Consider the following 24,760-nt stretch of genomic DNA (forward strand, 5'->3'; position numbering starts at 1 on the left):
GATCATGGATCGCCTCTCGATCGACGGCTCGTGGCTCTACACGCCGCGCGTCCATGCCGACCCTCGGGGCAGTTTCCTCGAGGCGTTCAGGGCGGCCGAGCTGCCGCACCGGCTGGATGTGGCCCAGGTCAACTGCTCCGTTTCCAGGGCGGGGGTGCTCCGGGGCGTACATTTCGCGGAGGTCCCGCCCAGCCAGGCGAAATACGTGATGTGCCTGTCGGGGAGCATCATGGACGTGATCGTGGACGTCCGGGTGGGCTCCCCCACGTTCGGCCAGTGGGAGGCGGTGACGCTCGACGACGAGACCAGAGGCGCCGTGCTGATCGCCGAGGGTCTCGGTCACGCGTTCATGGCGCTGAGCGAGCAGGCCACGGTCGTGTACCTGTGCTCGCAGCCGTACAGCCCGGGTCGTGAGCACGGGGTTCACCCACTCGACCCGGCCATCGGCATCGACTGGCCGTCCGGCCTGGAGCCCGTCCTGTCGGAGAAGGACGCCAAGGCCCCGTCGCTCGAGGAGGCTCGGGCGGCCGGGCTGCTGCCGGACTACGGTACGTGCATGGAGTTCTACGCCACGCTGCATTGAGGACCGGCCCCCACCCTCTGCTCGGTCAGGACGGGCCACGCCGCGTGCAGGGCCGCTCTCCAGTGCCGGATCGGCTCCCAGCGGGTGTGGGCGAGCACGCTGTTGGCCGGCCGCCGGGCCGGGCGGGGGTAGGCGGCGCTGGGCACGGGGCGCACGCGTCCGGGGTCGGCACCGAGCAGCGTGAAGATCTCCTTGGCGAACCCGCACCACGTGGTCTCGCCCGCGCTGGTGCCGTGGTAGACGCCCGGCGGCAGGTCAGACTGCGCCAGCCGGACGAGGTAGTCGGCCAGGTCGACGGTCCACGTGGGCTGGCCGCGCTGGTCGTCCACCACGTCGATCGCGGGACGCTCCCCGGCCAGCCGGATCATGGTCCGCACGAAGTTCGTCCCGCTCGCCCCGTACATCCAGGCGGTGCGGACCACGTACTGCCCGTGCTCCAGCGCCGCGCGCTCCCCGGCGAGCTTGGTCCGCCCGTACGCGCTGACCGGCGCGGGCCGCGCGTCCTCCCGGTACGGCACCCGGGCGGCCCCGTCGAAGACGTAGTCGGTGGAGACGTGCAGCAGCCGCGCTCCGGCCACGTCGCAGGCCTCGGCCAGCCAGCGCACCGCGTGCCCGTTGACGGCCAGCGCCTCGACCTCGTGGCTCTCGGCGTCGTCCACCGCGGTCCAGGCGGCGCAGTTGATCACGGCTCCGGGCCGGTACGCGGAGACGAAGTCGCGTACCGCGCGCCTGTCGCGCAGGTCAAGCTCGCTCCGGCCGAGCGCGAGCACCGGCTCGCCGGTCAGCGCGGCCCGGTGGAGGACGTCGGCGGCGAGCATGCCGCCGGCCCCCGTGATGAGCCATCTCATGCCGCCTCCCGGCGTGACCGACGGATCACGAGGCCCACCAGTCGCGGTGCTCGGCGTACCAGCGGACGGTGTCCTTGAGCCCCTGCTCGAACGCGATCTCGGGCCGGTAGCCGAGCGCCCTCAGCTTGGCGTCGTCCAGCGAGTACCTGCGGTCGTGGCCCTTGCGGTCCTCGACGTGCTCGACCATGTCCCAGTCCCGGCCGCAGGCCTCCAGCAGGCGCGCGGTGAGCTCCTTGTTGGTCAGCTCGGCCGTGCCCGCGATGTGGTAGACCTCGCCCGGCTCACCCTTCTCCGCGACCAGGCGGATGCCCGCGCAGTGGTCCTCGACGTGGATCCAGTCCCGTATGTTGCCGCCGTCGCCGTACAGCGGGACCTTCCTGCCGCGCAGCAGGTTCGTGACGAAGAGCGGGATGACCTTCTCGGGGTACTGCCGCGGGCCGTAGTTGTTGCCGCATCTGGTGATCGAGACGTTCAGCCCGTGCGTGATCGCGTACGCGCGGGCGATCAGGTCGCCGCCCGCCTTCGACGCCGCGTACGGCGAGCGCGGCTGCAGCGGCGCGCTCTCGTCCCACGAGCCGATGTCGATCGACCCGTACACCTCGTCGGTCGAGACCTGGACCACCTTCGGCACCCCTGCCTCCAGGCACGCCTGGAGCAGGGTCTGGACGCCCAGCACGTTCGTGCGCATGAAGTCGGCCGCGCCCTCGATCGACCGGTCCACGTGCGACTCGGCCGCGAAGTTGACCACGAGGTCGTGGCCGGGGACGACGCTCCTGAGCAGTTCGGCGTCGCAGATGTCCCCGTGCACGAACTCGTGCCGCACGCCGTCGAGGTTGGCGCGGTTGCCGGCGTACGTGAGCTTGTCCAGCACCGTGACGTGCGCGCCGGACTCGGGCGCATTCAGGCCCGCCTCGTCCAGGCTCCGGGCGAAGTGCGAGCCGATGAAGCCCGCACCGCCGGTCACCAATATTCGTGTCATCAACTGCACCCCCCCTGGAGGGAGGGGGCTTGCTCTCGACACGTCCGACTGGATGCCGGACGACCGTAGCGTCTGGGCGGTTGATAGCGCCCCAGGCGGCGTGCCGCCCGCGATGGAGTGATGGTCGATAGCGGGTCAGGAGCCGTTTCCCGGTCGCCCGGTGCCTTCGACCCCGTCCACCACCCGCACGTAACCATATCATTACTCATCGTCATGAAGAAATCTGCACCTTGCTGTGATCGCCCAGCACGAGACGGTGGGCTCTAGGGGTGTTGGGCGCGGGGGTGACCTCGACGTCGTGGCCGATCAGCGACGACTCGATGCGGCCGACGCCGCTGATCGAGGCCCTGGGCAGCACGATCGAGTACTCGATCTCGCTGTCGGCGACGGCGCAGCGGGCCCCGATGGAGGTGAAGGGGCCGACGTAGCTGTCGCGGATCCGCGCGTCCGCGCCGATGATGGCCGGTCCGACGATCCTGGAGCGCTCGACCACCGCGCCCGGCTCGACGACGACGCGGCCCACCAGCTCGCTGGCCGCGTCCACCTGCCCGTCCACCCGGGGTTCGACCGACTCCAGGACCAGCCGGTTGACCTCCAGCATGTCGGTGACGTTCCCGGTGTCCTTCCAGTAGCCGGAGATGACCGAGGACTCGACGCGCAGCCCCTCCTCGATCAGCCACTGGATGGCGTCGGTGATCTCCAGCTCGCCCCGCCAGGACGGCTTGAGCTCCGCCACCGCGGCGTGGATGGCCGGGGTGAACAGGTAGACCCCGACCAGGGCCAGATCGCTCTTGGGCCGCGCGGGCTTCTCCTCCAGCCCGACCACGCGGCCCTGGGCGTCGAGCTCGGCCACTCCGAACTGGCGCGGGTCACCGACCTTGGTGAGCATGATCTGCGCGGCGGGGCGCTCCCTGTGGAACCTGTCCACCAGGCCGTTGATGCCGCCCACGATGAAGTTGTCGCCCAGGTACATGACGAAGTCCTCGTCGCCGAGGAACTCCCGGGCGATCAGCACGCCGTGCGCGAGCCCGAGCGGCGCCTCCTGCCGCAGGTACGTGACCTGCAGCCCGAACGCGGAGCCGTCTCCCACGGCCGCCTCGATCTCCGGCTGGGTCTCCCCGACCACCAGGCCGAGCTCCCTGATCCCCGCCGCCGCGATCGCCTCCAGCCCGTAGAACAGGACCGGCTTGTTCGCGACCGGCACCAGTTGCTTGGCCGAGGTGTGCGTGATGGGTCGGAGCCGTGTGCCCGACCCCCCGGCGAGCACGAGTGCTTTCACCGCTAGTAAGCCCCTTCTCCACGGGTGACGACGGACCAGGTCTTCCAGAGGATCTGCAGGTCGAGGATGAGCGACCAGTTCTCCACGTACCGCAGGTCGAGGCGTACGGACTCCTCCCACGTCAGGTTGGAGCGGCCGCTGACCTGCCAGAGCCCGGTCATGCCCGGCTTGACCACCAGGCGGCGGCGGACGTCGGCGCCGTACTTGTCCACCTCCTCCGGCAGCGGTGGGCGCGGGCCGACGAGGGACATCTCGCCGCGTAGGACATTCAGCAGTTGGGGGAGCTCGTCGAGCGAGTATTTCCGCAGGAAAGCGCCTACCCGAGTGATCCTTGGATCGTTCCTAATCTTGAAGAGCACCCCGTCGAACTCGTTCGCGTCGAGGAGTGTGCCCTTGAGCTGCTCCGCATCAGCCACCATCGTACGAAATTTCACGACACGGAATTCTTTGCCGCCTTTGCCGACCCTGGTCTGGTGGAACAGCGCGGGCCCGTGGCTCGTGAGGCGGATCACCAGGGCGATGGCCAGCAGCGGCAGCGCCAGGACCAGCAGCGCCGCCATCGCGACCAGGCGGTCGAACACCGTCTTCGCGACCTGCTTCGTGCCGTCGAACTCGGGGTGCTCCACGTGCAGGAGCGGCATCCCCGCGACCGGCCTGATGCTGATGCGCGGCCCGGCCACGTCCATGAGGGCCGGGGCGACGAAGAGATCGGTACGCGAGGTCTCCAGGCTCCAGGCCAGGCGCCGCAGCGCGGCCCCGTCGAGCTCCGGGCAGGCCAGCACGGCCACGGCGTCGGCCTGTTCGCGCTCGACCACCGCGGCCACGTCGCCGAAGGAGCCGAGCACGGGAATGCCGTCCAGATCGATGTCCATCGCGCTCTCCGGAAGGCAGGCTCCCACCACCTGCATTCCGTGGTACGGCTGCCGCCTGAACTGCATCACCAGGTCGAGAATCGACTCCCGATGCCCCACCGCGATCACCTGGCGCATGTAGTCGCCCACCGCTCTCTTCCGGTGGAGACGCTTACGCATCTTGTAGCGGTAGTAGAGCGTGGCCAGCAGCGCCAGCGGCAGCATCGCCATCACGAAACTCCGCGCGATGACGGTCTGCGTGGCATAGGCCATGATGGCGACCGTGGCCATCAGGCCGACGCCGCCGTTGAAGACGGCCTTGAACTCCTCCGTTCCCTCGCCGTTGGCGCGCTGGCGATACGCCCCGCCCATCATGAGCGCGACAGGCCACGCGACGACCAGCCCGAAGCCGAGCATGAACTCGACCAGCGGAATGAACACGCCGGCCAGCAGCCGGACGCCGAGCACGCAGACGCATGCCAGCAGAGCGCACACCGTGTCCCCGCATAACAGGAGCCGTAGGTACGCGCGCGTCCAGATGCTCGACGCGCGGCGTGGTACGGCCCCGAGGAGCACGACAGCGGACTCCTCAGTCCCCACCCTCATAGCACCACCCTGACAACTCTGTGCACCGCGATAACTTGACGTTCCTTGAACCACATGGGTTGACAAGTCCCACGCACAATCAAGGGCGGCGGCCCCCACTAAAGAGTAAAGATCCATTCCATCAGGGGGAATAACGTCAATTGTCCACAACCGGACGAATGTAGGGTGCTCTTGGGGCTTGACGGAACGATCCATAAGTGCAGCGGTCTGGCTGGGAAAATGTGCGGTTTACGGCTTCGTTTCGCCAGGTTGCTGCCGTATGAACCCGCTAGTCGTACTCGAGATCCGGCAGAGCGGACGGCGGGTCCGGACTGCGCCAGACGACCACAACCCCGTCCTGCGTGGAGTCGGCGGCCAGGGTCAGCCGTTCGAGGTCGAAATCCGGCAGGTAGCGCAGGCGTGCCAGGAATGTGGCGTCCGTGGCCGAGCGCGGGACGACACAGCCCTCGCCGTCGCGGTCGAGCAGGATATAGAGGACGTCTTCCCCGGATTCGGTGACGACACGGACCTCCACCACGTCCTCCCATGCGAGAGCCTCGACGCTACCGTCCGCGTAGTGACGAGTGACGCCCTCTTCCGTGACATACACGTAGGAGTCCGGCATCGGATTGCCGTGCATGGGCGCGATTCTTGCGAGTTACGGGGCCGTCCCGCAAGGGTTCGCGCGCAATGGTGCGCTTGGACCGCCCTCCCGCCTCTCAGGAGCCGCCCCAGGAGTGGCTGAGGTGCGCCGCCACCGCCGCCCTGGCCGCCTCCTCCGGCCCGCCGGCGATCGCGTCGAGCAGCTCGCGGTGCTCGCTCACCAGCACCTCTCTGTCGGTGTAGACCTCACGCAACCGCACCAGCCCGAGCCGCGTCTCGGCCGCCAGGACGCCGTAGAGGCGCTCCAGCCGCGGGCTCCCCACCGCCTCGATCAGCGCCTGGTGCAGGGCCATGTGCTCGGCCACGCTCTCCGACCACGGCGCGTCGGCGGGGAGCGCGGCCATCCGGCGCAGGGCCGAGTCGGCCTCCGGCACCCGCCGCCCGGCCACGGCCCGCGCCATCAGGTCTTCGAGCGGGCGGCGTACGTACATGAGATCGTCGAGGTCCGAAAGCGTCACCTCGGGGACATAGGCGCTGCGGTTGCGCTCGCGCCTGAGCAGCCCTTCGTGGACGAGGCTCGCCAGCGCCTCCCGCACGGTGGGCCTGGCGACGCCGTACGACGCGGCGATCTCCTGCTCGGGCAGCGGGGTGCCGGGCGGGATCTCGCCGGAGAGCACCCTGCTGCGCAGCGCCTCGGCGAGCGCGCCGACGGTGGAGACGGGTCTGAGCGGCAACGTCACGGCAGCGACTCTAGCTCCCTTTCCGGTACGGTCCGCCCGCCCGCCTTCTCGGGTACGGCGACCGCCACCAGGCTGAGCGCCAGCAGGACCAGCCCCGCGATCGAGACCGGGGCCAGCCGCTCTCCGAGCACCACCAGGCCGAGCAGCGCCGCGACGGCCGGCTCGGCCAGCGCCAGCGTGGCGGCCGTGGCGACCGGAGTGGTCCGCAGGCCCCGCCCGTACAGGAAGTAGGACAGGGCGGTCGTGCCGAGTCCCAGGTAGAGCACGGCGAGCAGGCCGCGCGGCTCCCCCAGCCAGCCGACCCCGCTCACCAGCAGCACGGGCAGCATGATCAGGGCCGCCCCGCCGAACATCACCCCCATCACCGAGCCGGACCCGGCGCCCTGGCCGATCGCGTGCGCCGCCATCACCGCGTAGAAGGCGTAGAGGACGCCGCCGAGCAGCGCGAACAGCAGGCCGGAGAGCAGCTGCCCGCCCGCCTCCGCGCCGCCTCCGACGATCAGCGCCGCGCAGCCGCAGATCGCCGCCGCGGTCGCCGCGGTCCAGCGCCCGCTCGGCCGGCGGCCGTGCAGGACCCAGGAGAGCAGCCCCGTGAAGACGGGGCCGCTGCCGATCGCCACCACGGTCCCGATGGCGACCCCCGTGCGGCTGACGGCCGCGAAGAAGCAGAGCTGGTAGGCGGCCACCGCGACGGCGGCCAGCAGGACGCCCGGCCGGACCGCCTTCGTGACGCCCTTGCCGGCCAGCAGGGCGAGCGCCGTGCCGCCGATGACCAGCCGCGCGGCGGCCAGGGCGACGGAGTCGGCGGAGACGAGCAGCCCCGCCGTCCCGGCCGTGCCCCAGAGCACGGAGGCAGCGACGACTGCGAGGGGTCCATTTCTCATGGCCCTCATTGTCTGACAATTAGACAATTTCGTCCAGCAGCTGGTCGATCAGCCGACCGGCCGGGGCGCTCACCTCCGCCGCGTAGTCGTCGAGCACGGCCAGGCCGTCATGGATGCCGGGGACGCTTTTGCGCGGCAGCTCCAGCAGCTTCTCGGCCTCCGCGGTGATCGACCCCTCGACGTGGAAGGCGCCGCCGGAGGCGTCGATGGAGACCTCGAAGCGGACGACGCGGCCGTCGGGCAGCGTGAGGTCGGCGCCGACGCGGGCGCCCGCGGGCGGGAGGAAATAGGAGAAGGGCTCGGCTCTGACGAAGGGATGATGTAACCCGGCGAGCATCTCCGACGCCCTGCTCAGGGTCTCGAGGAGGCCGGCCGCGGCCAGGCTCTCGCTGTCCACCGAAAAAGGGTAGATCACCGGACGGGCCGGTGGCCACCTACCGCACATCGGGATCAGCTGTGCGTGACGGGGTCCGTGGCCAGGCGGGCGTGCCGTTCGACGTCGCATCGGCGGCCCTCGTAACGGAGCTTCCCGCGCTCGATGCCCTCCGCCCGGAACCCGGCCTTCGTGGCCACCCTGCACGATGCCGGATTGTTCGTACGGTGCACGAGCTCCAGCCGGTAGAGCCCGCGCTCGCCGAACGCCCACCGCGCCAGCTCCTCGGTGGCCGCCACGGCGATGCCCCGCCCCCTGGCCTCTGGCACGATCCAGTAGGACACCCAGCCGTTGTCGTGATCGTCGATCCGGGACACCGCGACGTTGCCGACGACCGACCCGTCGACCGTCACGGCGAACGCGTGCCCGACACCGGCCCATCCGGCGATCCACCCCATGGCGTCCTGAAGTGTGATCACGGGGAAGGGCGCCTGCTCGCGGAGATCAGGCGTCTGAAAGGCCCGCAGCACCACCGGCGCATCGTCCTCACGCCACTCCCGCAACCGAACGTCCACATTGCCGGAGATTACCCTGACATGCGGCTATAAGACCTGCGGGCCGATCTGATGGGCCTCCTCGAACTCGGCCACCAGCCGCTTGGGCGCGGTCAGGCACCACGCCTCGGCCACCAGCTCGAACAGCTCCTCGGGGTCGATCCTGTCGAGGTGGACCACCACCCAGCCGAACTGCCCAGCCGTGAACTGCACCTCGAACACCTCGGGCCGCTCGGCCACCAGCGCGATCTGCTCCTGGAGCGTGGCCTTGAGCCCGACGGTCTCGGTGGCCTCCCACAGGTAGCCGAAGCCCTTGCCACGCACCTTGAGGCCGATCCACTCACCGCCATGGCCCAGCTTGACCTCGGGCAGCCGCTCCAGCATCTCGAGGAACTCATCCACGCTCACACCCATGCCCGCCTGTGTACCAGATCCGACCGACACTTCCTGGCGTGGTGATCGGGGGCAACTTCCGGCCCGCCGCGGGCATCCAACAGATGGCGCGAGAGGCGGGATGTGCAGATGGCGTTGGCGGCGGCGTTGTTGCCCGAGGATCCGCAGCGGCTGGGCGAGTACTGGCTGGCGGGCCGGCTGGGCGCGGGCGGCCAGGGGGTCGTGTACGAGGCGTACGACTCCGGGGGCCGCCGGGTCGCGGTCAAGATCCTGCACGGAGAGGCCGCGCGTGACCAGGAACTGCGCGGCCGCTTCGGGCGGGAGGCGACGGCGGCGCGGCGGGTGGCGTCGTTCTGCACGGCCCGGGTGATCGACGCCCGGCTCGACGGCGACCAGCCGTACATCGTGAGCGAGTACGTGGACGGGCCGTCGCTACGCCGCGCCGTACACGAGGAGGGCCGCCGGTTCGGCGGCGACGACCTGCACCGGCTGGCCACAGGGGTGGCCACCGCGCTGGCCGCGATCCACGACGCGGGGGTGATCCACCGCGATCTGAAGCCGGACAACGTGCTGCTCGGCCCGGACGGCCCGCGGGTGATCGACTTCGGCGTGGCCCGCACGCTGGAGATGTCGCTGACCGCGAGCGGCCTGGTGGCCGGAACGCCCACCTACATGGCGCCCGAGGTGTTCACCGGGCAGCGGGCCGGCACCGCGGCCGACGTCTTCGCCTGGGGCGGCATCATGCTGTTCGCCGCCACCGGGACCGACCCGTTCGAGGCGGAGAGCCTGGGCGGGGTCATGCACCGTGTCCTGTCCGTCAATCCCGAGCTGACCGCGCTGCCCGAGTCGCTGCGCCCGCTGGTCGCCGCCGCGCTGCACAAGGATCCCGCCGAGCGGCCCTCGGCGCGCGACCTGCTGATGGCCCTGATCAGCGGTTTCCGCGGGTTCCAGGGGGATCTGCTGGCCCTGGGCAGCGCCGAGGCCGGGCTGATGGGCCGGGAGGACGACCGCGAGCCCGGTCTCGGCGCGTACGCCGAGGAGGTGTACGCGGGGCTCGAGCCGGCCGCCCAAGCCGCCGTCCCGGACGTGCTGCTCCGCATGATCGCGGTCGACGAGCACGGCGACGAGAGCACCCGCAAGGTACGCCGGGAGGACCTGCTGGAGGGCCGGGCGCCGGAGGAGAGCGCCGCCGCCGAACGCGTGCTGGCGGTCTTCGCCCAGGCCGGCCTGCTGGCCGGGGCGGACGGCGCGATCACGCTCGCCCGCCCGGCCCTGCTGCGGGCCTGGCCCCGCCTGTGCGCCTGGGTGGACGAGGAGCACGACGGCCTGCGCACCCATGTCCAGCTGGCCGCCGCCGCACGCCGCTGGCGGGAGGACGGCCGGAAGGAGGCCGACCTGCTCCAGGGCGGCCGGCTCGACGCGGCCGTGGGCTGGGCGGCCGCCGGCCGTCGCCACCTGGCCCTGAGCGCCCTGGAGCGCGAGTATCTCGACGCCGGATCGGCCCTGGTCAGGAGGCGCGCCAACCGGCGCAGGCTGCTCACCCTCACCCTGGCCGTGCTGCTGGCCCTCGCCGTCACCGGCGGCGGCCTGTCGGTGTACCAGGGCCGGCGGATCGCCGAGCAGCGCGACCAGGCGACCGGCCGGCAGGTCTCCTCCCTCTCCGGCACGACGGTCATGAGCGACCCGGGCACGGCCATGCTGCTGACCGTGGCCGGATGGCGCCTGGCGCCTGGCGCCGACACCCGCTCCGCCCTGACGGCCTCCCTCTACCAGCCTGAGATCGCCGCCTTCCACGACCCCCAGGCCACCGGGGTCACGCGCCGGGCGCTCAGCCACGACGGCCGCGTCCTGGCCAGCGTCGGCACCGACGGGGTCCGCCTCTACGACGTGCGCACCGGCAGGAAGACCGGCGGCTGGACCCGCGCCGGCATCGGCGCGGATCAGTTCCTGCAGGACGTCGCGCTGAGCCCGACCGGCCGCTACCTGGCCGTGGCGCTCAGCTCGAAGCTGGTCGTGTGGGACACCCGCACCGGGACGCGCAAGCGCGAGTACGACCCGTTCGCCGGCGACCCCGCCAAACCCGAGGACCGTCCGTCGATCGTGCCGTACACGCTGGAGTTCGGCGACGACGACGCGACCCTGGTGGTGCTCGTGAACCAGGGCCTCATGCTCTGGAACGTCGAGAGCGGCCGTTTCCACGGTCGGGATGAGTGGAACCTCGGCGCTGGGGCCGTCGCGTCCTCCGGGCGGCTCGCGGTGACGGCTTCCGGGGCGGGCGACGAGTCAGGGATCCACGTCTGGAGACTCCCGGCCGGGACCGAGGACACCCGTTTCCGCAGGTCCTGTCCGGGCACCCCCGTCTCCCTCGCCTTCAGCCCGGACGGCCGCACGCTGGCCTGCCGGGGCGAGAGCACGATCACGCTCGTCGACACGGCGACGGCCGCGCGGCGTCGCGGGGCCTGGGAGGCGGCGGGGCCCGCGGACCTGTCCATCACGACCATGCCCTCCCTTCGGTACAGCCGGGACGGCCGCCTGCTGGCCTCGTTCGCCGACTCCCGGATCCAGGCGTGGCGGGTCGCCGACCGTCGCCTGGTGCTGAACTACAAGCTCGACGGGCGGGTGTCCGACGTCCGGTTCGACCCGGACGGCCACTCGCTGAGGTACCTGGTCGACCAGTCGGTCATCACCCTGGACCTTGGGTGGCGCCTCACCGGCGGCGGGCTGCCCGATAGACCGAACGCCGCGACACTGAGCCCGGACGGGAGCGTGCTGGCCGTCCGGACGAGCGAGAAGGGGCCCGTGCGGCTGTGGGACGTCCGCCGGCGCGCCTTTCTCGGCGGGCCCCTCCAGGGGTCGGAGCTCCACCCGGACAGCGCTGGGGCGGAGCCGCCGATGTTCACCCGCGACGGACGCCTCGTGGCCTCCGGCGACGGCATGGGGACGTACAAGCTGTGGAACGTCGCCACGCACACGCTGATCCGCACCGTCTCCGCCGGGCGCGGATGGCGGATGGACGCGTCGGCGTTGAGCCCCGACGGCCGGACCCTCGTGGCCTTCCTGACCCGCTGGCTCATCAACCGGTCGAGCGACGAGAACGCGATGCTGATGCAAGTGTGGGACGTCCGCAGTGGCAGGGTGCGGAAGACGATGCACCTGACCGCTGCCGTCGACATGTACGCCTTCTCGCCCGACGGGCGCTATATCGCCCCCATCGGCCCCGGCCTCAGCCGCTTCGTCGACGTGGCCTCGGGCACGCCTTTCGGCGGGAACTACGACGTGTCCTCGGAGGCGGACGGCTTCCCCCCGATGCTCGTGTTCGCACCCGACGGGCGGACGATGGCCCTGGGCGACGACATCGGCAGGATCTCGCTCTGGAGCACGCACGGCCCGACGCTCCGCCCGCCGGTGCTGCACGGCGCCGTCGAGCGGCTCGGCGCCATGGTCTTCTCGCCGGACGCGCGCGTGCTCGCCACCGGCGGGGAGGAAGGCAGTGTCCAACTCTGGGACGTCGCCGCCGGACGCCGCCTCGGCCCCGCCATCAACCTGTACGGGGGCGCCGTCCTGAGCCTGGCCTTCAGCTCCGACGGATCCACGCTGTACGTGGCCGACCAGGCAGGCGGGGTGCACGAGTACCCCGTCAGCCCGGAGCGGATCGCGACGCAGACGTGCGCCCGGGTGGGACACACGCTGTCGAAGGCGGACTGGGAGAAGTACCTCCCCGACGTCCCCTACCGGAACCTCTGCCCCTAGGAGCCTCGTCCGCGCCGCGCGGGCCCGCCTTCGCGTCACTCGTAGTAGCGAACCTCCAGGACGTTGCCGTCGGGATCGGGGAAGTAGATCGTCTCCGGCGCGATGCCCTGCGCGCCGAACGAGTTGGTCCCGGAGCCGGAGATCTCGACCCCGTGCTGCTTCAGCCTGACCTTGAGCGCGTCGAAGTCCTCCTTGCCGACGGCCAGGCAGAGGTGGTTGACCGGATGCCCGGCGCTCCCCTTGACGCCGGTGCCCTCTTCCACGCCCCTGGAGGCGTCGTACGCCATCAGGTCCAGGATGGTCTCGGGCGAGACCCGCACGCTCGGAAAAGCCGCCCTACCCTCACGGAATTGCTCGGCCCGCACCCCGGGCAGACCGATCACCTGCTCGTAGAAGCGCAAAGAGCCGAGCTGGTCCGAGACCCAGCAGACGAGATGGTCCAGACGTACGTCCATGCATACCTCCGCTGCTCTGCCGCTCGCTGTCCACCTGCCGCTGCAAGCCGGTTGGACGCGACTCCCATAATGAAAGATGCGGATGACGGCGAAGTAAACACAGCAAATCGATCAGCGTTGCCGGACAAGGCCCTGAAGATTTTCACGGATTGGGTCCGTCGCCCACGCGGAGCACCTCGCTCAGCCGACGGCGGCGCCGCAGTGCCGACTCGATGGGCACGACGACGGCGACCGCCGCCGTCAACGCGACGGCCACCAGGCCGAGCCGCCACCACGGCAGCACCAGGGCCGGGCCGGCGGCCTGCCCGGTGAGCAGCCGCAGCGCGAGCGAGTCGAGCATCAGGCGGGCGAGCAGCACGCCGAGCAGCGGGCCGGCCACGGCGGCGACTATCACCGGCGGCAGCAACTCCCCCGCGGCGACCCAGCGGGAGTCCCGGGGCCGCAGGCCGAGGGTGCGCAGCCGGGTCAGGGTCTGCCACCGTTCCGGCGCGCTCGCCGCCGAGCCGAGGGCGAGCCCCAGCACTCCCAGGGCCAGCAGGATCGCGGCCGAGGCCCCCGCCAGCCAGAGCAGCCCCGAGGTCAGCGGCGCCGCGCGGCGGGCGCGCAGGACGTCCTCGCGCAGCACGGCGTGCGCCGCGTCGGAGCCCGAGCCGCTCGCGGCGACCGCCCGCGCCGCTCCCGGGCCGGTGGCCCACACCGTGTTGGGGGCGGCGGGCAGGCCGGCGGCGGCGAGGGCCGCGGCGTCCACGAGGACGACGGCATCGGCGTCGCCGACGGCGGGTGCCGTGCCGACGGCGGTGAGCCGGATGGACGGAGCGCCACCGTCCCGGAGCAGTTGCAGCCGCATGCCGGGCCGCAGGCCGCCGTCGCCCGAGCGCACCAGCGCGGGGACGTCGCCGTGACCGGTCGTCCCGAGCCGGGCGAGGTCCGGCGCATCCGGCAGCGGAGTGGAGCCCAGCAGCCGCCGGAACGCGGAGGCGTCCACGACCACCAGACGCGGGGCGACGACCAGCGAGTCGGCCACGACGCGAGCCGTGTCGGTCACCTGCGCGGCGACGGCCTGCCGGACTCCCGGCGCGGCGGCGACGCGCCGGGCGAGCTCGGGGGTGGAGGCCGTGGCGGCGGGGACGACGTCGAGGCGGGCATCGGCGCCGACGGTACGCCACGCGCCGTCCGCCAGGCCCTGGCCGGCGGTGGCGTCGAGGGTGAACGCGAACGACGCCAGCGCGGCGGAGGTCACCATGACCAGCAGCGGCAGCACGCGCGCGGACGTCGCGGCGGCCCTCGCGGCGCCGAAGACCGCCAGCGGGCGCCGCGAGCGCAGGGCCTGCTTGAGCGCGAGGCCCGTGCCGGCGGGCAGCAGCCGCAGCAGGAGGAGCGTGCCGGCGAGAACGCAGAGGGCGGGCGCGCTCGCGGGCAGCGCCCCGCCCCCGTCCAGCCCGAGCCCCGGGCCGGCCGCCTCACCGGAGGAGGCGGCCGGGAGTATCCCGCGCTGGTGCAGCGCGACGAAGGCGGCGATCGCGGCGATGACGACGGCGGCCTCAAGAGCCGCGCGGCGCAGCTGGACGGTGTGCCGGGCCCAGCGGCGGGCGGTCCGGTTGGCCGGGACCCGCCGGTCACGGGTGGCACGGGCGGCGGCGAGCGTGCCGAACGCCGGGCCGGCGGCGGCCGCGGCGAGGACGACGGGGACCGCCCATCCCCAGGAGGCGCCCGGGGCCACCGTACGGGCGAGCGCGAGCCCCGCCGCGGCGGCCGCCAGCGCGACCACGGCGGATTCGAGCAGCAGCTCGGCACAGAGGTCGGGCAGGGAGGCTCCCCGTTGCCGGGCGGCGGCCAGCGCCGGGGCGCGACGGCGTACCAGCAGGTCGGCGGCGAGGAGCAGGACCAGGATCGCGGCGGCCAGCACGCCGGCGAGCAGCACCGACGCCTGCGCGGACGCGGCGCCGACCTGGCCTCGCACGTTCCGCAGCACGCCGTCGAGCTGCGTCTCCCACTTCAGCGAGCCGTCGCGGGCGCCGGAGGAGCCGGAGGCCGCCTTGAGCGCGACCACCTTGTGGGAGATCGCCTCGGCGGAGTCCCAGGTGAGCACGCTCGGGTCGGGGGTGAACCAGACGGTGCGCTGTAGTTCGTCCCGCTCGAAGGCGAGTCGGGCGTCGGGCAGGGAGTCGGGTGACAGCAGGCCGCCGAATCGGGTGGTGCCCACGCCGTCCGCCCCGGAGACGGGACGCAGCAGCGAGGGGGCGAGCCGCCAGGCGGGATCGGCGCTGTCCGTCGCCCGGAAGATCCCGCTGACCTGGACCTTCCGCACGTTTCCCCGGTCGTCCGCCAGCGGGATGCGAGCGCCGGGGCGCACGTCGAGAGCGGCGGCGTCCGCCTCCGACAGCCCGACCTGCACCAGCCAGGGCGGCCCGCCGTAGGGCACCTCGACGCGGCTGTCCGCCGCGGAGACGGCGGGCCGGGGCGGCCCGCCCTCGGTCCAGGTCACGTGCGGCCCACCGCCGGCGCCGGGCTCCTTCGCCAGGTAGGCGAGCTGGAAGGTGCGCAGCACGCTGCCGTCAGTGATCTTGAGTACGGGGCTGGTGACGGCGGCGACGGGTGGACGGAGCGCGGCGCGCAGGCCGGGGCCGAGCTCGTCCGCGGCCCTGTCGCGCAGGTCGTCGACGTCCTCGGCGAGGCGCGGAGCGCGTACGCGTCCGCCGTTGGGCCCGTCGTCGAGCTCTATCCGGGCGTGGACCAGGACGTCGCCGTCGCCGCCCGCGTGGCGTACCGCCTCTCGCACGGACTCGTCGGCGGTCGAGCGCAGCAGCGGCGGCACGGCGCCGGCGAGCAGGGTGACGACCGCGACGACGGCGGCGGCCAGGAGCAGGGGCCCGGCGTCGGCGACGGCGCGGCCGCGGATGCTGGGCCAGTGCAGGGCGGGCGGCCACCAGCGACCGAGCGCCCCGCGCCACCTCACGACGCCGCCGCGGTCCGTCATGACGCCACCCGCAGGTGCGTGGCGTCGACGCGGCGGGCCTGCACGATGACGACGGCGGTCACCGCGAGCGCGCACCCGGCCAGCAGCACGGCGAGCAGGGCGGCCTCGGCGGCCCACGGCCAGATGGGCAGGGCCGCCGGTACGGGCGCGGCGCCGGTGTCGGAGCGTACGAGCAGGGGCGCGACGGCACGGGTGGCGAGCGCGCCGACGGCCGCACCCGCCGCGAGCAGGGGCAGCAGGATGCCGACGTGCTGGCCGAGCAGTACGGCACGGACCTCGCGCCGGGTCATCCCCAGACCCCGCAGCCGCGCCACCTCGAGCGCGCGGCTCCGGAGGTCGAAGGTCACGTGCAGCACGACGCCGGCGAACAGCAGCAGCGCCGCGGCCGGGACGAGCAGCCGGAGCGCGGCCGGCAGCCCGGCGCGCAGGGGTCCGCCGGTGAGGCGGGCCGCCTCGGACGCGCGAGTGGTGACGGTGCCGAGGTGGAGACCGGCGGCTCGTACGGCGGCGTCCGCCCGGGTGGGGTGACCGACCCACCAGGCGTCCACCGGGAAGTCGAGGTTGCCGCTGACGACGAGGGCTCGGGAGAGGGCGTCCAGGTCGGCCAGGATGGCCGCCGCGCCGGGGGCGGACGGGACGGTGGGCAGCACCTCGGTCACTCTGACCGGGACGGCGGTGAGGCCGACGGTGAGGTCGAGCCGGGAGCCGGGACGGGCGCCGGCTTCGGCGGCGAAGCGGGCGGAGACGGCGACGGGCACCGGCCCTGCAGCCGGGAAGGCGGTGGCGACCAGGGTTCTGGCGGCGTCCGGTGGGCCCTTGAACTCGACGGTCGTCGTCATCTTCAGCTGGGTGCCCGCGGCGGTGCCGGCGAGGGCGACCGCCGGAGAGCCGAGCTGCCCGGGGGCGGGCCCGGCGGAGGTGGCGGTCCAGGGCGCCGCGCCGCCGGAGGCGGGAGCCCCGGGCACCGTGAGCGTGACGGCGACGCGGTCGGCCCCGGCCGGGAGCTCCGAGGAGGCATCGGAGTAGCCGAAGCCGACGTTCCCCGGTGCGGTCACGTCGACCGCGAACGGAAGGGAGACCGCGACGAGCCGCAGCCCTTCGGCCGTCGCGCAGGCCGGCAGCGCGTGCGCCTTGCCGTCGAGCGGGACGGGCGCGCCGGTGCAGGGCGTCCGCAGGCCCGAGGCGTCCTGCACCAGCAGCCGGGGGGTCACGGTGAGCGGAGTCGCACCGCTCACCGTCCCGGTCAGGGTGAGCGCGGCGCCGGCCGGGACCGGGACGCCGGCGACGCGGGCCGACGGGGCGAGGGCGCCAGTGGCGGGGCTCGGCGGCGCGAGGGCGGCGCCCACGTCCTTCCAGCTGCGGCCGTCGTCCAGGCGGCCGCGCAGCAGGGCCTCGGCGCGGGCGGTGTCGACGGCGATCAGCCGCGGCGCGTCGCCGGCGCGGCCGAGCCACTGCCCGACCGCGATGCCCCGATCAGTGGCCGGGCTCACCGCTCCTCCGGTGGCCGCGCCGACGGCCACGCCCTGCCCGGCCTCCGGCGGGGTGGTGAGGGTGATGGCGAGGTCGGTGCCGACGGACAGGTCGGCCTGGTCGTGCTGGGAGCGCTGCCACGTGGCGTCGAAGCCGGTCCCGAACGTGGCGGCCGCGCAGGCCAGGCCGATCAGCAGCCCCGCGGCGACCGCCTGCGGCCGGCGGGCGGCCTCGAACGCGGCCAGCGGCAGCAGCAGCCCGCGGGCGCGGCGCGCCAGCCGGTCGGCGCCGCGCAGCGCGGGCCACACCGGGCGCAGCGCCAGCGCGGACCCGGCGGTGAGCAGCAGCGCGGGAGCGAGCACGCGTACGGCGTCGGCCGGGGAGCCGGAGCCGGTGGGCTGGTCGCGCAGCTGCCACCAGCCGACGGCGGCGAACACCACGAGCAGCAGGTCGGCACCGGAGCGGGCCAGCAGCTCGCGCCGGTGGCGGCGGTCGCTGACGGCGGGGGCGGAGCGCACCGAGAGGGCGACCAGCACCGCCGCGAGCACCAGCGCGGTACCGGCGACGGCGAGCACCTGGACGCCGGTCACCCCCGGCTGGACGGCGAGCCCGGCCCCCGCCATCGGCGGCAGGTGGGTCAGGCCGGCATGCAGGGCGGACGAGGCGGGGATCGCGAGCGCGGCGGCGAGGAGAGCGAGTGCGCCGGCCTCGACGGTGGCGGCGGCGGCGAGCTGGCCGCGGCTGACGCCCAGCGCGGACAGCAGGCCGGTCTCGTCGGCGCGGACGCCGGCGGTGAGCCGGCCGGCGAGGGCGAGGGCGGTCGCGGTCAGGACGATGCCGAGGACGGCGACGGCGAGCACGGCCGCCGCGGTGACCTGCTGCTCGTCGTGGGCGGCCAGCAGGGTCGAGGGCAGCAGGGTGGCGACGCGTTCGATCCGTACCCGGTTGCCGAGGGTACGCGCCAGCCGGCGGTCGGCGCCGAGCACGGCCTCGGCGACGGTGTCGAGGTCGCGGCGGTCGGGAGCGGACAGGTCGGGATGGGCGGTGATCTCCAGCCGGTCGACGGTGAAGCCGCCGGCGAGCAGGTCGCCGAGGTCGACGATGAACGGCCCGTAGGCGTGGACCGGCTGCACGGAGCGGCCGTCGCGGTAGGCGAGGTCGTAGCCGGCGCCGGCGAGGAGGTCGCGATCCCACCCGGTGCCCGGCAGCGGGCGTACGACGCCGACCACGGTCACGTCCACCGCCTGGCCGGGGTCGCCGAACAGCTCCGCGCCGAGGCGCACGCGGGCGCCGAGGGCGAGGCCGAGCTGCCGCGCGGTGGGCTCGAGCACGACGGCCTCCAGGGGCCCGGCGGGATGCGCGGCGTCGGCCGCGGCCCGCGGCCAGCGGCCGGTGGTCAGCTTCGCACGGGCCGGCAGGTCCTCCACGCCCGACAGGTACGTCTCGGCGAGGACGCCGGGCTGGACACCGGAGCGCGGCGCCCCGCCGGGCCCGCCGCCGGGCGTCGCCGGCAGCGATCGCAGCACGGACGACGCGCGCGCGGTCGTCGTCGTGGCGAACGGAGCGAGCGCCGAGGTCAGCACGTGACGGGTGTCGTCGGCGACGGATCGCGCGTCCTGGGCACGGACGGTGACGGTGTAGGCGGTGACGTCGACCCGTTCGGGGGTGGCGCGGGACGCGGCGCTCTCCAGCGCCTGCTCGGCGGTGCGGGTGACGAGCAGGGCGCAGGTGCCCAGCAGGGTGAGGCCGACCACGGCGACCGCCAGGAGAGCTGTCAGCAGGGGCCACTGCGCGCGGGCTCGGCGGGCGAGCAGCCTCAGCACAAGCGACTCCGGAAGATCACGAGGCCGCCTGCCCGTCGAGCCGCCCGTCGTTGATCCGGATCACCCGGTCCGCCAGCGCGACCATCGTCGGGTCGTGGGTGGACACCAGCGCCGTCACGCCCTCGGACTCCACCACTCCCCGCAGCAGCCCCATCACCGAAAGGCCCGTCTCGGCGTCCAGCTGCCCGGTCGGCTCGTCGGCGATCAGCAGCCGGGGCGAGGCGGCCAGGGCCCGGGCGATCGCCACCCGCTGCTGCTGGCCGCCGGAGAGCTCTCCCGGACGCTGCTCGGCGTGCTCGGCCAGGCCCACCAGCTCGAGCAGCAGCTCGACGCGGCGCTCGCGCTCCCCCGACGGTACGCGGGCCAGCCGCAGCGGGGCGCCGACGTTCTCCGCCGCCGACAGCACCGGGATCAGGCCGAACGTCTGGAAGACGTAGGAGACCTTCTCACGCCGTAATCGCGACAGGCCGTCCTCGTCGAGGGCCGTGACGTCCGTACCGTCGACGAGGACGGACCCGGAGTCCGGGCGGTCCAGGCCGCCGATGACGTTGAGCAGAGTGGTCTTGCCCGAGCCGGACCGGCCGATGAGGGCGGTCATGGTGCCGGGGGCGAGGTCGAACGACACGTCCCGCAGAGCGTGGACGGCGGCAGGCCCGGTGCCGAAGCGCCGGTGGACGCCGCGAACGGTGAGCAGCGGAGCGGCGCTCATGAGCGTTCGCCGAGGTCGGGGCGGATCGCGACGTGGTCCGCCTCCAACGCCAGCCGGACCCGCCTGGTGAGCGCCAGCGCCTCCCGGTAGTCGCGCGGGATCTGGACCCGGCCGGCTCGATCCATCACGGCGTACTCCTCGGCGATCACCTCGGTGTCGCCGTCGGCGCCGGTGGCGGTGCGGCGCAGCACCTCGCTGCTGGTGCGCCCGTCGCGGATGGCCACGGTCCGCTCGACCTGGCCGCTGACCGCAGGGTCGTGGGTCACGATGACGACGGTGACACCGAGCTGCCGGTTGACCTCCCGCAGCGTCGTGAAGACCTCGGCGGAGGTGGCGGTGTCCAGCTCGCCGGTCGGCTCGTCGGCCAGCAGGACGCGGGGCTGGTTGGCGAGGGCCACCGCGATGGCGACCCGCATCTGCTGCCCGCCGGACAGCTGCGCGGGACGCCGGTCGGCGCAGCCGGCGATGCCCAACGTCTCCAGCAGCTCGGCGGCGCGGGCGCGGCGGGTGCGGGCCGGCGTACGGGCCGCCGTCATCGGCAGGTCGATCATCTGCCGCGCGGTCAGGTACGGCACGAGGTTGCTGGCCGTCTGCTGCCGTACGAAACCGACGGTGTGCCGCCGGTAGTGCACGCGGTCGGCGCGGGACATCGCCAGCAGGTTCCACCGGTCGACGCGCGCCCGCCCGGCGGTGGGGGCGTCGACGCCGGCGAGGATGGAGAGCAGCGTCGACTTGCCCGACCCGGACGCCCCGACGACGGCGACCATCTCGCCGCTCTCCACGACCAGGTCCAGCCCCTGCAGGGCCTGCACCTCGACCGATCCGGTCTGGTAGATCCGTACGAGGCTCTCGCAGGCGATCAGCGTGTCCCGCCCGAACTCCGGCGCCTTCGGAGGCGGCTGCGGCAGGGGCAGCGGCGTGATGGACATCCCCCTCCTCGGTGCGGCGTCGCGCTGATCTCTGGCCGAACTCTATAGCTCCCATGCGCCAGGGCCAACGGCCTGGGGTGATCACGCTCCCACGGGGTCCTGCCCCGGACGTGCGCGGTGCCCGCCATCGCGCCGATCCTCTACGGGCGGCCTGGGCGAGGCAGGCATGTGCCGGCGCGTCGCGCGACTCGCTAGCCTGAGTCACGATGAACCGTTTGACGACGTCGAGAGGGGAGTTCGGGCTCGCCCGCTTCCCCGAGGACCCCCGTGACCCGCTACGCGCCTGGGACGCCGCCGATGAGTATCTGCTGCGGCATCTCGAGGGAGTCGACGGCGAACCGATCGGCCTGTCGGGCACCGTGGTCGTGCTGGGCGACCGCTGGGGCGCCCTGGTCACCGCACTCGCCGATCACCGGCCCGTGCAGATCACCGACTCCTACCTCACCCAGCAGGCGACCCGCGCGAACCTGAGCCGCAACGAGATCGCCGAGGACGCGGTGCGGCTCTGCACAACCATGGATCCGCCACCGCCCCGGATCGACGTGCTGCTGATCCGGGTGCCCAAGGGGCTCGCGCTCCTTGAGGACCAGTTGCACCGTCTCGCACCGCACGTGCACGCGGGCACCGTGATCGTCGGCGCGGGGATGGTCACCGAGATCCACACTTCGACGCTACAGCTCTTCGAACGCATTCTCGGACCGACCAAGACGTCACCGGCGATGAAGAAGGCACGGCTCATCTTCTGCTCACCTGACCCCCAGGTGCCCCGTCGCGCCAACCCGTGGCCGCGAACGTACACCCTCCCCACCGGGATCGGAGCGGTTTCGGGGCGCACCGTCGTCAACCACGCCGGCACCTTCTGCGCCGACCGCCTCGACATCGGCACCCGGTTCTTCCTGGAGAACCTGCCGCCGATCCGGGGTCGTGCGCATGTCGTGGACCTGGGCTGCGGCAACGGGGTGATCGGTCTCGCCGCGGCACTGGCCGACAGCGACGCCAAGGTGTCGTTCATCGACGAGTCGTACCAGGCGCTGGCCTCGGCGGAGGCCACGGTCCGCGCGAACACCGACATAGGCTCCGCGACGTTCCTGGCGGCCGACGGCATGTCCGGCGTACCGGCAGGGACGGTGGATCTGGTCCTGACCAACCCGCCGTTCCACACGCACCGCGCGCGGACCGACGCGACGGCCTGGCGCATGTTCAACGGTTCGCGCGCGGCACTACGCCGCGGCGGCGAGCTCTGGGTGGTCGCCAACCGCCACCTCGGCTACCACGTGAAGCTGCGCCGGCTGTTCGGCAATTGCGAGGTCGCCGCGAGCAACCCCAAGTTCGTCGTCCTGCGAGCCGTCAAGCGCTGACCGCACTCCGACGGGTGACGCGAATCACCGTCGCCGACGCCTCGCCGGCGTCACAGCCCCCGGCCCCATTCCGTCATATGGGTAGGCAAGGTTAGGGGGCTTCACATGCGTTCGTTGTTGGCCGGACGCCGCTCGTTTCAGTTCTCTCACTGGTCGTTCATGTTCGCGGAGATCGCCGTCTGGTCGTTCGTGGTTCTGGCGGTGACCGGGGCGGTGCTGATGGTGTTCTACGACCCCAGCATGTCCCAGGTGACCTATGACGGCTCGTACGGCCCGCTGCGCGGACTCTTCGTCAGCAGGGCCTTCGACTCGACCATGCACCTGAGCCTGGAGGTCCGCGGCGGCCTGCTCATCCGCCAGGTCCACCACTGGGCGGCGCTCGTCTTCGTGGCGGCCGTCGTACTGCAGCTGCTGCGCATGTTCCTCACCGGCGCGTTCCGCCGCCCGCGCACCGGACAGTGGCTGATCTGGGTGACGCTGCTGGCGCTGGGCATGGCCGCGGGCGAGACCGGCAACGCCCTGCCTGACGACATGCTGTCGGGTGGGAGCCTGTGGCTGATCACGTCGGTGGTGCAGTCCATCCCCGTGGTGGGCACCTGGGTGATGTCGCTGCTGTTCGGTCCGGGCTTTCCCGGCGACAGGGTCATTCCGGTCATGTACGGGGGGCACCTGCTGATCCCGGTCCTCATGGCCGCGCTGCTGATCGCCCGGAGCCTGCTGGTGCGGCGGCACGGCCACTCCCGGTTCATCGCCTCGCTGCCGACGCGACAGGGCGCACGCCCGATGATGGCGCTCGCGACGATCGGCATGCTGATCATCCTCGGGTTCGGGTTCCAGATCGCCCCCATCTGGCTGTACGGCCCTGCCAAGCCGACGCAGATCTCGGCGGGCTCGGTTCCCGACTGGTACATGGGGTTCCTCGACGGCGCCCTGCGGATCATGCCCGGGTGGGAACTCACCGTCGGGGACTACACGCTCAGCCTCGCGGTCCTCGTCCCCACGCTGGTCATCCCCGGGATCTTCTTCACCGCCCTGGCCGCCTACCCGACGGCCGAGCGCCTCATCCTCTCGCGACGCCGCCGCCGTGACGCGCTGGGCCGGCCCAAGAGCAGGAGCCGCATGGCCCGCGAGACGCCCGCGCACGACCTGCTCGATCGCCCACGTGAGACGCCGGTGAAGACAGCCATCGCCGCCGCGGGCGTCACGTTCTACGGCCTGCTGTGGGCGGCCGCGGCCAACGACCAGATCGCCCACCACTTCCAGCTCACCGTCGAACCTGTGACGATCTTCTTCAGGTTCGCCGTGGTCATCGGCCCCGTCATCGCCTTCGCCGGCACCCGGTGGATCTGCCTGGCACTTCAGCAGGCGGATCAGCACGTGGCCGAGCACGGAGTGGAGACCGGGATCATCACGCGGTCGCCGGACGGCGGATTCCACGAACAGCTCGCGCCGGCGCGGCAAGAGCGCCGGGAGCCGGCGATCGCCTCAGGGAGATGACCATGACATCGAACAGGCCACAGGTCGTGATCGTCGGAGCCGGGGTCGCCGGCTTCCAGGCGGCCCGTACGCTGTCGCGCAGGCTGGGGGACCGCGCGGAGATCGTGCTGGTCAACCGGAGCGGCGTGACACTCCATCCGGAGCTGCTCCCGCAGGTGATGACGGGCGTCCTCAGCCCGGACCGGGTGAGCGTGCCGCTGGCCGGGACGCTGCCGGGTGTCCGGGTGGTGCTCGGCACCGTCACGCACATCGACGCCCACGCCAGGCGCGTGCTGTACGACGGAGGCGTGCTGGACTACGACCGTCTGATCATCGCAGCCGGAGGCGTGAGCGAAGTCGCCCAGGTCTCCGCGGTCTCGGCGCACAGCTTCGGCTTCCACGACGTCGAGCAGGCCCTTCGTCTGCGCGACCACATCCACCGGCAGCTCGCCATGGCCGCCGAGAGCACCGATCCCTTCGAACGCGCGGCGCACTGCACGTTCGTCGTGCTCGGCGCGGGATACGCGGGCACGGCGGCGGCCTCGGCCGGGCAGTCGCTCTCCCAGTCGATCGCCTGCCGCGACCCGCGGTTACGCGAGCAGCCGATCCGCTGGATCCTGGCCGATCCCGCCGAGTGGCTGCTGCCTGACATGCGGCACCGCCTGTCCAGGACCACGGCACGGATGTTGCGGTCGCGTGGGGTGGAGGTCCGGACGCAGACCTCCCTCGGGCAGGTCACCTCCCGAGGGCTGCGGCTCACCGACGGTGAGTTCATCCCCACCCGCACGATCGTGTGGAGCTTCGGGGTCCGCCCCGATCCGCTCGTGACCAACCTCGGACTGGCCGCCGAGCAGGGCAGGATCAGGGTGGACGAGCACCTCGCCGTGCTCGGCCATCCGGAGATCCACGCCTGCGGCGACGTGGCCGCCGTCCCCGACCTCACCAGGCCCGGCAAGGTCACCCCGATGAGCGGGCAGCATGCCCTGCGCCAAGGCGGGCTGGCGGGCGGCAACGTCGCGGCCTCCCTCGGGTACGGCTCGCGCCGGCCGTACCGGTACAGGATCCGCGGGTCCATCGTGGACCTGGTCCGTGCGTCGGAGCAGCCTCTGAGTGTGGCATGACACGCAACCCGAGCTGCCAA

The 24,760-nt window shown here is 72.9% G+C and carries 20 protein-coding genes; 5 read left to right on the forward strand and 15 right to left on the reverse strand.

All coding sequences use genetic code 11. The features are described 5' to 3' along the window. Window positions 1-4: 4 nt before the first annotated feature. A complete protein-coding gene (rfbC, locus tag AB0H84_RS02590) occupies window positions 5-583 on the forward strand; it encodes a dTDP-4-dehydrorhamnose 3,5-epimerase (protein WP_357597013.1) in 579 nt (192 codons plus the stop codon). Here the strand turns inward: rfbC and rfbD are convergent. From rfbD to AB0H84_RS02640, 10 genes are all read right to left on the reverse strand, one after another. After that, window positions 565-1,431, reverse strand: a complete 867-nt coding sequence (gene rfbD / locus AB0H84_RS02595; protein WP_357597016.1) for a dTDP-4-dehydrorhamnose reductase — start codon at window positions 1,429-1,431, stop codon at window positions 565-567. The genes rfbC and rfbD overlap by 19 nt on opposite strands. 25 nt (window positions 1,432-1,456) lie before the next feature. Beyond that, window positions 1,457-2,410, reverse strand: a complete 954-nt coding sequence (gene rfbB / locus AB0H84_RS02600) for a dTDP-glucose 4,6-dehydratase (protein WP_357597019.1) — start codon at window positions 2,408-2,410, stop codon at window positions 1,457-1,459. A 211-nt stretch (window positions 2,411-2,621) separates the two neighbouring features. After that, a complete protein-coding gene (locus tag AB0H84_RS02605; protein ID WP_357597022.1) occupies window positions 2,622-3,689 on the reverse strand; it encodes a glucose-1-phosphate thymidylyltransferase in 1,068 nt (355 codons plus the stop codon). A 2-nt stretch (window positions 3,690-3,691) separates the two neighbouring features. After that, window positions 3,692-5,146 carry a sugar transferase gene (locus AB0H84_RS02610; RefSeq protein WP_357597025.1) on the reverse strand — a complete coding sequence of 485 codons (1,455 nt, stop codon included), beginning with the start codon at window positions 5,144-5,146 and terminating at the stop codon, window positions 3,692-3,694. Window positions 5,147-5,414: 268 nt separating this feature from the next. After that, a complete protein-coding gene (locus AB0H84_RS02615; protein ID WP_344998464.1) occupies window positions 5,415-5,765 on the reverse strand; it encodes a hypothetical protein in 351 nt (116 codons plus the stop codon). A gap of 79 nt (window positions 5,766-5,844) precedes the next feature. Next, window positions 5,845-6,468 carry a GntR family transcriptional regulator gene (locus AB0H84_RS02620; protein WP_357597028.1) on the reverse strand — a complete coding sequence of 208 codons (624 nt, stop codon included), beginning with the start codon at window positions 6,466-6,468 and terminating at the stop codon, window positions 5,845-5,847. Continuing rightward, window positions 6,465-7,352 (reverse strand): EamA family transporter, encoded by an 888-nt coding sequence (locus AB0H84_RS02625; protein ID WP_357597031.1) that lies wholly within the window; start codon window positions 7,350-7,352, stop codon window positions 6,465-6,467. The genes AB0H84_RS02620 and AB0H84_RS02625 overlap by 4 nt, the downstream gene beginning before the upstream one ends. Window positions 7,353-7,371: 19 nt before the next feature. Further along, complete coding sequence (locus tag AB0H84_RS02630; RefSeq protein WP_357597033.1) at window positions 7,372-7,749, reverse strand: hypothetical protein; 378 nt, start codon at window positions 7,747-7,749, stop codon at window positions 7,372-7,374. 53 nt (window positions 7,750-7,802) lie between these two features. After that, a complete protein-coding gene (locus tag AB0H84_RS02635) occupies window positions 7,803-8,300 on the reverse strand; it encodes a GNAT family protein (protein WP_357597036.1) in 498 nt (165 codons plus the stop codon). A 27-nt stretch (window positions 8,301-8,327) separates the two neighbouring features. After that, a complete protein-coding gene (locus AB0H84_RS02640; protein ID WP_357597039.1) occupies window positions 8,328-8,693 on the reverse strand; it encodes an MmcQ/YjbR family DNA-binding protein in 366 nt (121 codons plus the stop codon). Window positions 8,694-8,801: 108 nt separating this feature from the next. On the opposite strand from AB0H84_RS02640, the gene AB0H84_RS02645 reads away from it, so the two are divergent. After that, a complete protein-coding gene (locus AB0H84_RS02645) occupies window positions 8,802-12,422 on the forward strand; it encodes a serine/threonine-protein kinase (protein WP_357597042.1) in 3,621 nt (1,206 codons plus the stop codon). A 35-nt stretch (window positions 12,423-12,457) separates the two neighbouring features. Here AB0H84_RS02645 and AB0H84_RS02650 read toward each other — a convergent pair whose 3' ends face one another. The 5 genes from AB0H84_RS02650 to AB0H84_RS02670 form a co-directional block, all read right to left on the reverse strand. Continuing rightward, entirely contained in the window at window positions 12,458-12,877 is a 420-nt protein-coding gene (locus AB0H84_RS02650) for a VOC family protein (protein ID WP_357597045.1), read from the reverse strand. A 142-nt stretch (window positions 12,878-13,019) separates the two neighbouring features. After that, window positions 13,020-15,854 carry an ABC transporter permease gene (locus tag AB0H84_RS02655; RefSeq protein ID WP_357597048.1) on the reverse strand — a complete coding sequence of 945 codons (2,835 nt, stop codon included), beginning with the start codon at window positions 15,852-15,854 and terminating at the stop codon, window positions 13,020-13,022. Next, window positions 15,851-19,147: an FtsX-like permease family protein gene (locus AB0H84_RS02660; RefSeq protein WP_357597051.1), complete on the reverse strand. Its 3,297-nt coding sequence runs from the start codon at window positions 19,145-19,147 to the stop codon at window positions 15,851-15,853. Before AB0H84_RS02660 ends, AB0H84_RS02655 begins: the two co-directional genes overlap by 4 nt. Window positions 19,148-19,163: 16 nt before the next feature. Continuing rightward, a complete protein-coding gene (locus AB0H84_RS02665; protein ID WP_357597053.1) occupies window positions 19,164-19,856 on the reverse strand; it encodes an ABC transporter ATP-binding protein in 693 nt (230 codons plus the stop codon). After that, window positions 19,853-20,785, reverse strand: a complete 933-nt coding sequence (locus AB0H84_RS02670) for an ABC transporter ATP-binding protein (protein WP_357597056.1) — start codon at window positions 20,783-20,785, stop codon at window positions 19,853-19,855. Before AB0H84_RS02670 ends, AB0H84_RS02665 begins: the two co-directional genes overlap by 4 nt. 206 nt (window positions 20,786-20,991) lie before the next feature. Here AB0H84_RS02670 and AB0H84_RS02675 point away from each other — a divergent pair, with 206 nt between their 5' ends. The 3 genes from AB0H84_RS02675 (at window position 20,992) to AB0H84_RS02685 (ending at window position 24,740) form a co-directional block, all read left to right on the forward strand. Then, window positions 20,992-22,143 (forward strand): methyltransferase, encoded by a 1,152-nt coding sequence (locus tag AB0H84_RS02675; protein ID WP_357597059.1) that lies wholly within the window; start codon window positions 20,992-20,994, stop codon window positions 22,141-22,143. 105 nt (window positions 22,144-22,248) lie between these two features. After that, a complete protein-coding gene (locus AB0H84_RS02680) occupies window positions 22,249-23,640 on the forward strand; it encodes a cytochrome b N-terminal domain-containing protein (RefSeq protein ID WP_357597062.1) in 1,392 nt (463 codons plus the stop codon). 2 nt (window positions 23,641-23,642) lie between these two features. After that, entirely contained in the window at window positions 23,643-24,740 is a 1,098-nt protein-coding gene (locus AB0H84_RS02685; RefSeq protein WP_357597065.1) for an FAD-dependent oxidoreductase, read from the forward strand. Window positions 24,741-24,760: the final 20 nt, after the last annotated feature.

Origin of the sequence: Nonomuraea sp. NPDC050786 (genome assembly GCF_040654115.1) — a bacterium.
In the GTDB taxonomy this organism is placed as follows: domain Bacteria; phylum Actinomycetota; class Actinomycetes; order Streptosporangiales; family Streptosporangiaceae; genus Nonomuraea.

What these genes read in the sequence shown, in the direction of transcription:
- AB0H84_RS02615 (WP_344998464.1), bottom strand. Translation starts at nt 5,765, where the DNA reads ATGCACGGCAATCCGATGCCGGACTCCTACGTGTATGTCACGGAAGAG.
- rfbC (WP_357597013.1), top strand. Translation starts at nt 5, where the DNA reads ATGGATCGCCTCTCGATCGACGGCTCGTGGCTCTACACGCCGCGCGTC.
- AB0H84_RS02645 (WP_357597042.1), top strand. Translation starts at nt 8,802, where the DNA reads ATGGCGTTGGCGGCGGCGTTGTTGCCCGAGGATCCGCAGCGGCTGGGC.
- AB0H84_RS02685 (WP_357597065.1), top strand. Translation starts at nt 23,643, where the DNA reads ATGACATCGAACAGGCCACAGGTCGTGATCGTCGGAGCCGGGGTCGCC.
- AB0H84_RS02625 (WP_357597031.1), bottom strand. Translation starts at nt 7,352, where the DNA reads ATGAGAAATGGACCCCTCGCAGTCGTCGCTGCCTCCGTGCTCTGGGGC.
- AB0H84_RS02665 (WP_357597053.1), bottom strand. Translation starts at nt 19,856, where the DNA reads ATGAGCGCCGCTCCGCTGCTCACCGTTCGCGGCGTCCACCGGCGCTTC.
- AB0H84_RS02640 (WP_357597039.1), bottom strand. Translation starts at nt 8,693, where the DNA reads ATGGGTGTGAGCGTGGATGAGTTCCTCGAGATGCTGGAGCGGCTGCCC.
- rfbB (WP_357597019.1), bottom strand. Translation starts at nt 2,410, where the DNA reads ATGACACGAATATTGGTGACCGGCGGTGCGGGCTTCATCGGCTCGCAC.
- AB0H84_RS02655 (WP_357597048.1), bottom strand. Translation starts at nt 15,854, where the DNA reads ATGACGGACCGCGGCGGCGTCGTGAGGTGGCGCGGGGCGCTCGGTCGC.
- AB0H84_RS02680 (WP_357597062.1), top strand. Translation starts at nt 22,249, where the DNA reads ATGCGTTCGTTGTTGGCCGGACGCCGCTCGTTTCAGTTCTCTCACTGG.
- AB0H84_RS02670 (WP_357597056.1), bottom strand. Translation starts at nt 20,785, where the DNA reads ATGTCCATCACGCCGCTGCCCCTGCCGCAGCCGCCTCCGAAGGCGCCG.
- AB0H84_RS02650 (WP_357597045.1), bottom strand. Translation starts at nt 12,877, where the DNA reads ATGGACGTACGTCTGGACCATCTCGTCTGCTGGGTCTCGGACCAGCTC.
- rfbD (WP_357597016.1), bottom strand. Translation starts at nt 1,431, where the DNA reads ATGAGATGGCTCATCACGGGGGCCGGCGGCATGCTCGCCGCCGACGTC.
- AB0H84_RS02675 (WP_357597059.1), top strand. Translation starts at nt 20,992, where the DNA reads ATGAACCGTTTGACGACGTCGAGAGGGGAGTTCGGGCTCGCCCGCTTC.
- AB0H84_RS02610 (WP_357597025.1), bottom strand. Translation starts at nt 5,146, where the DNA reads ATGAGGGTGGGGACTGAGGAGTCCGCTGTCGTGCTCCTCGGGGCCGTA.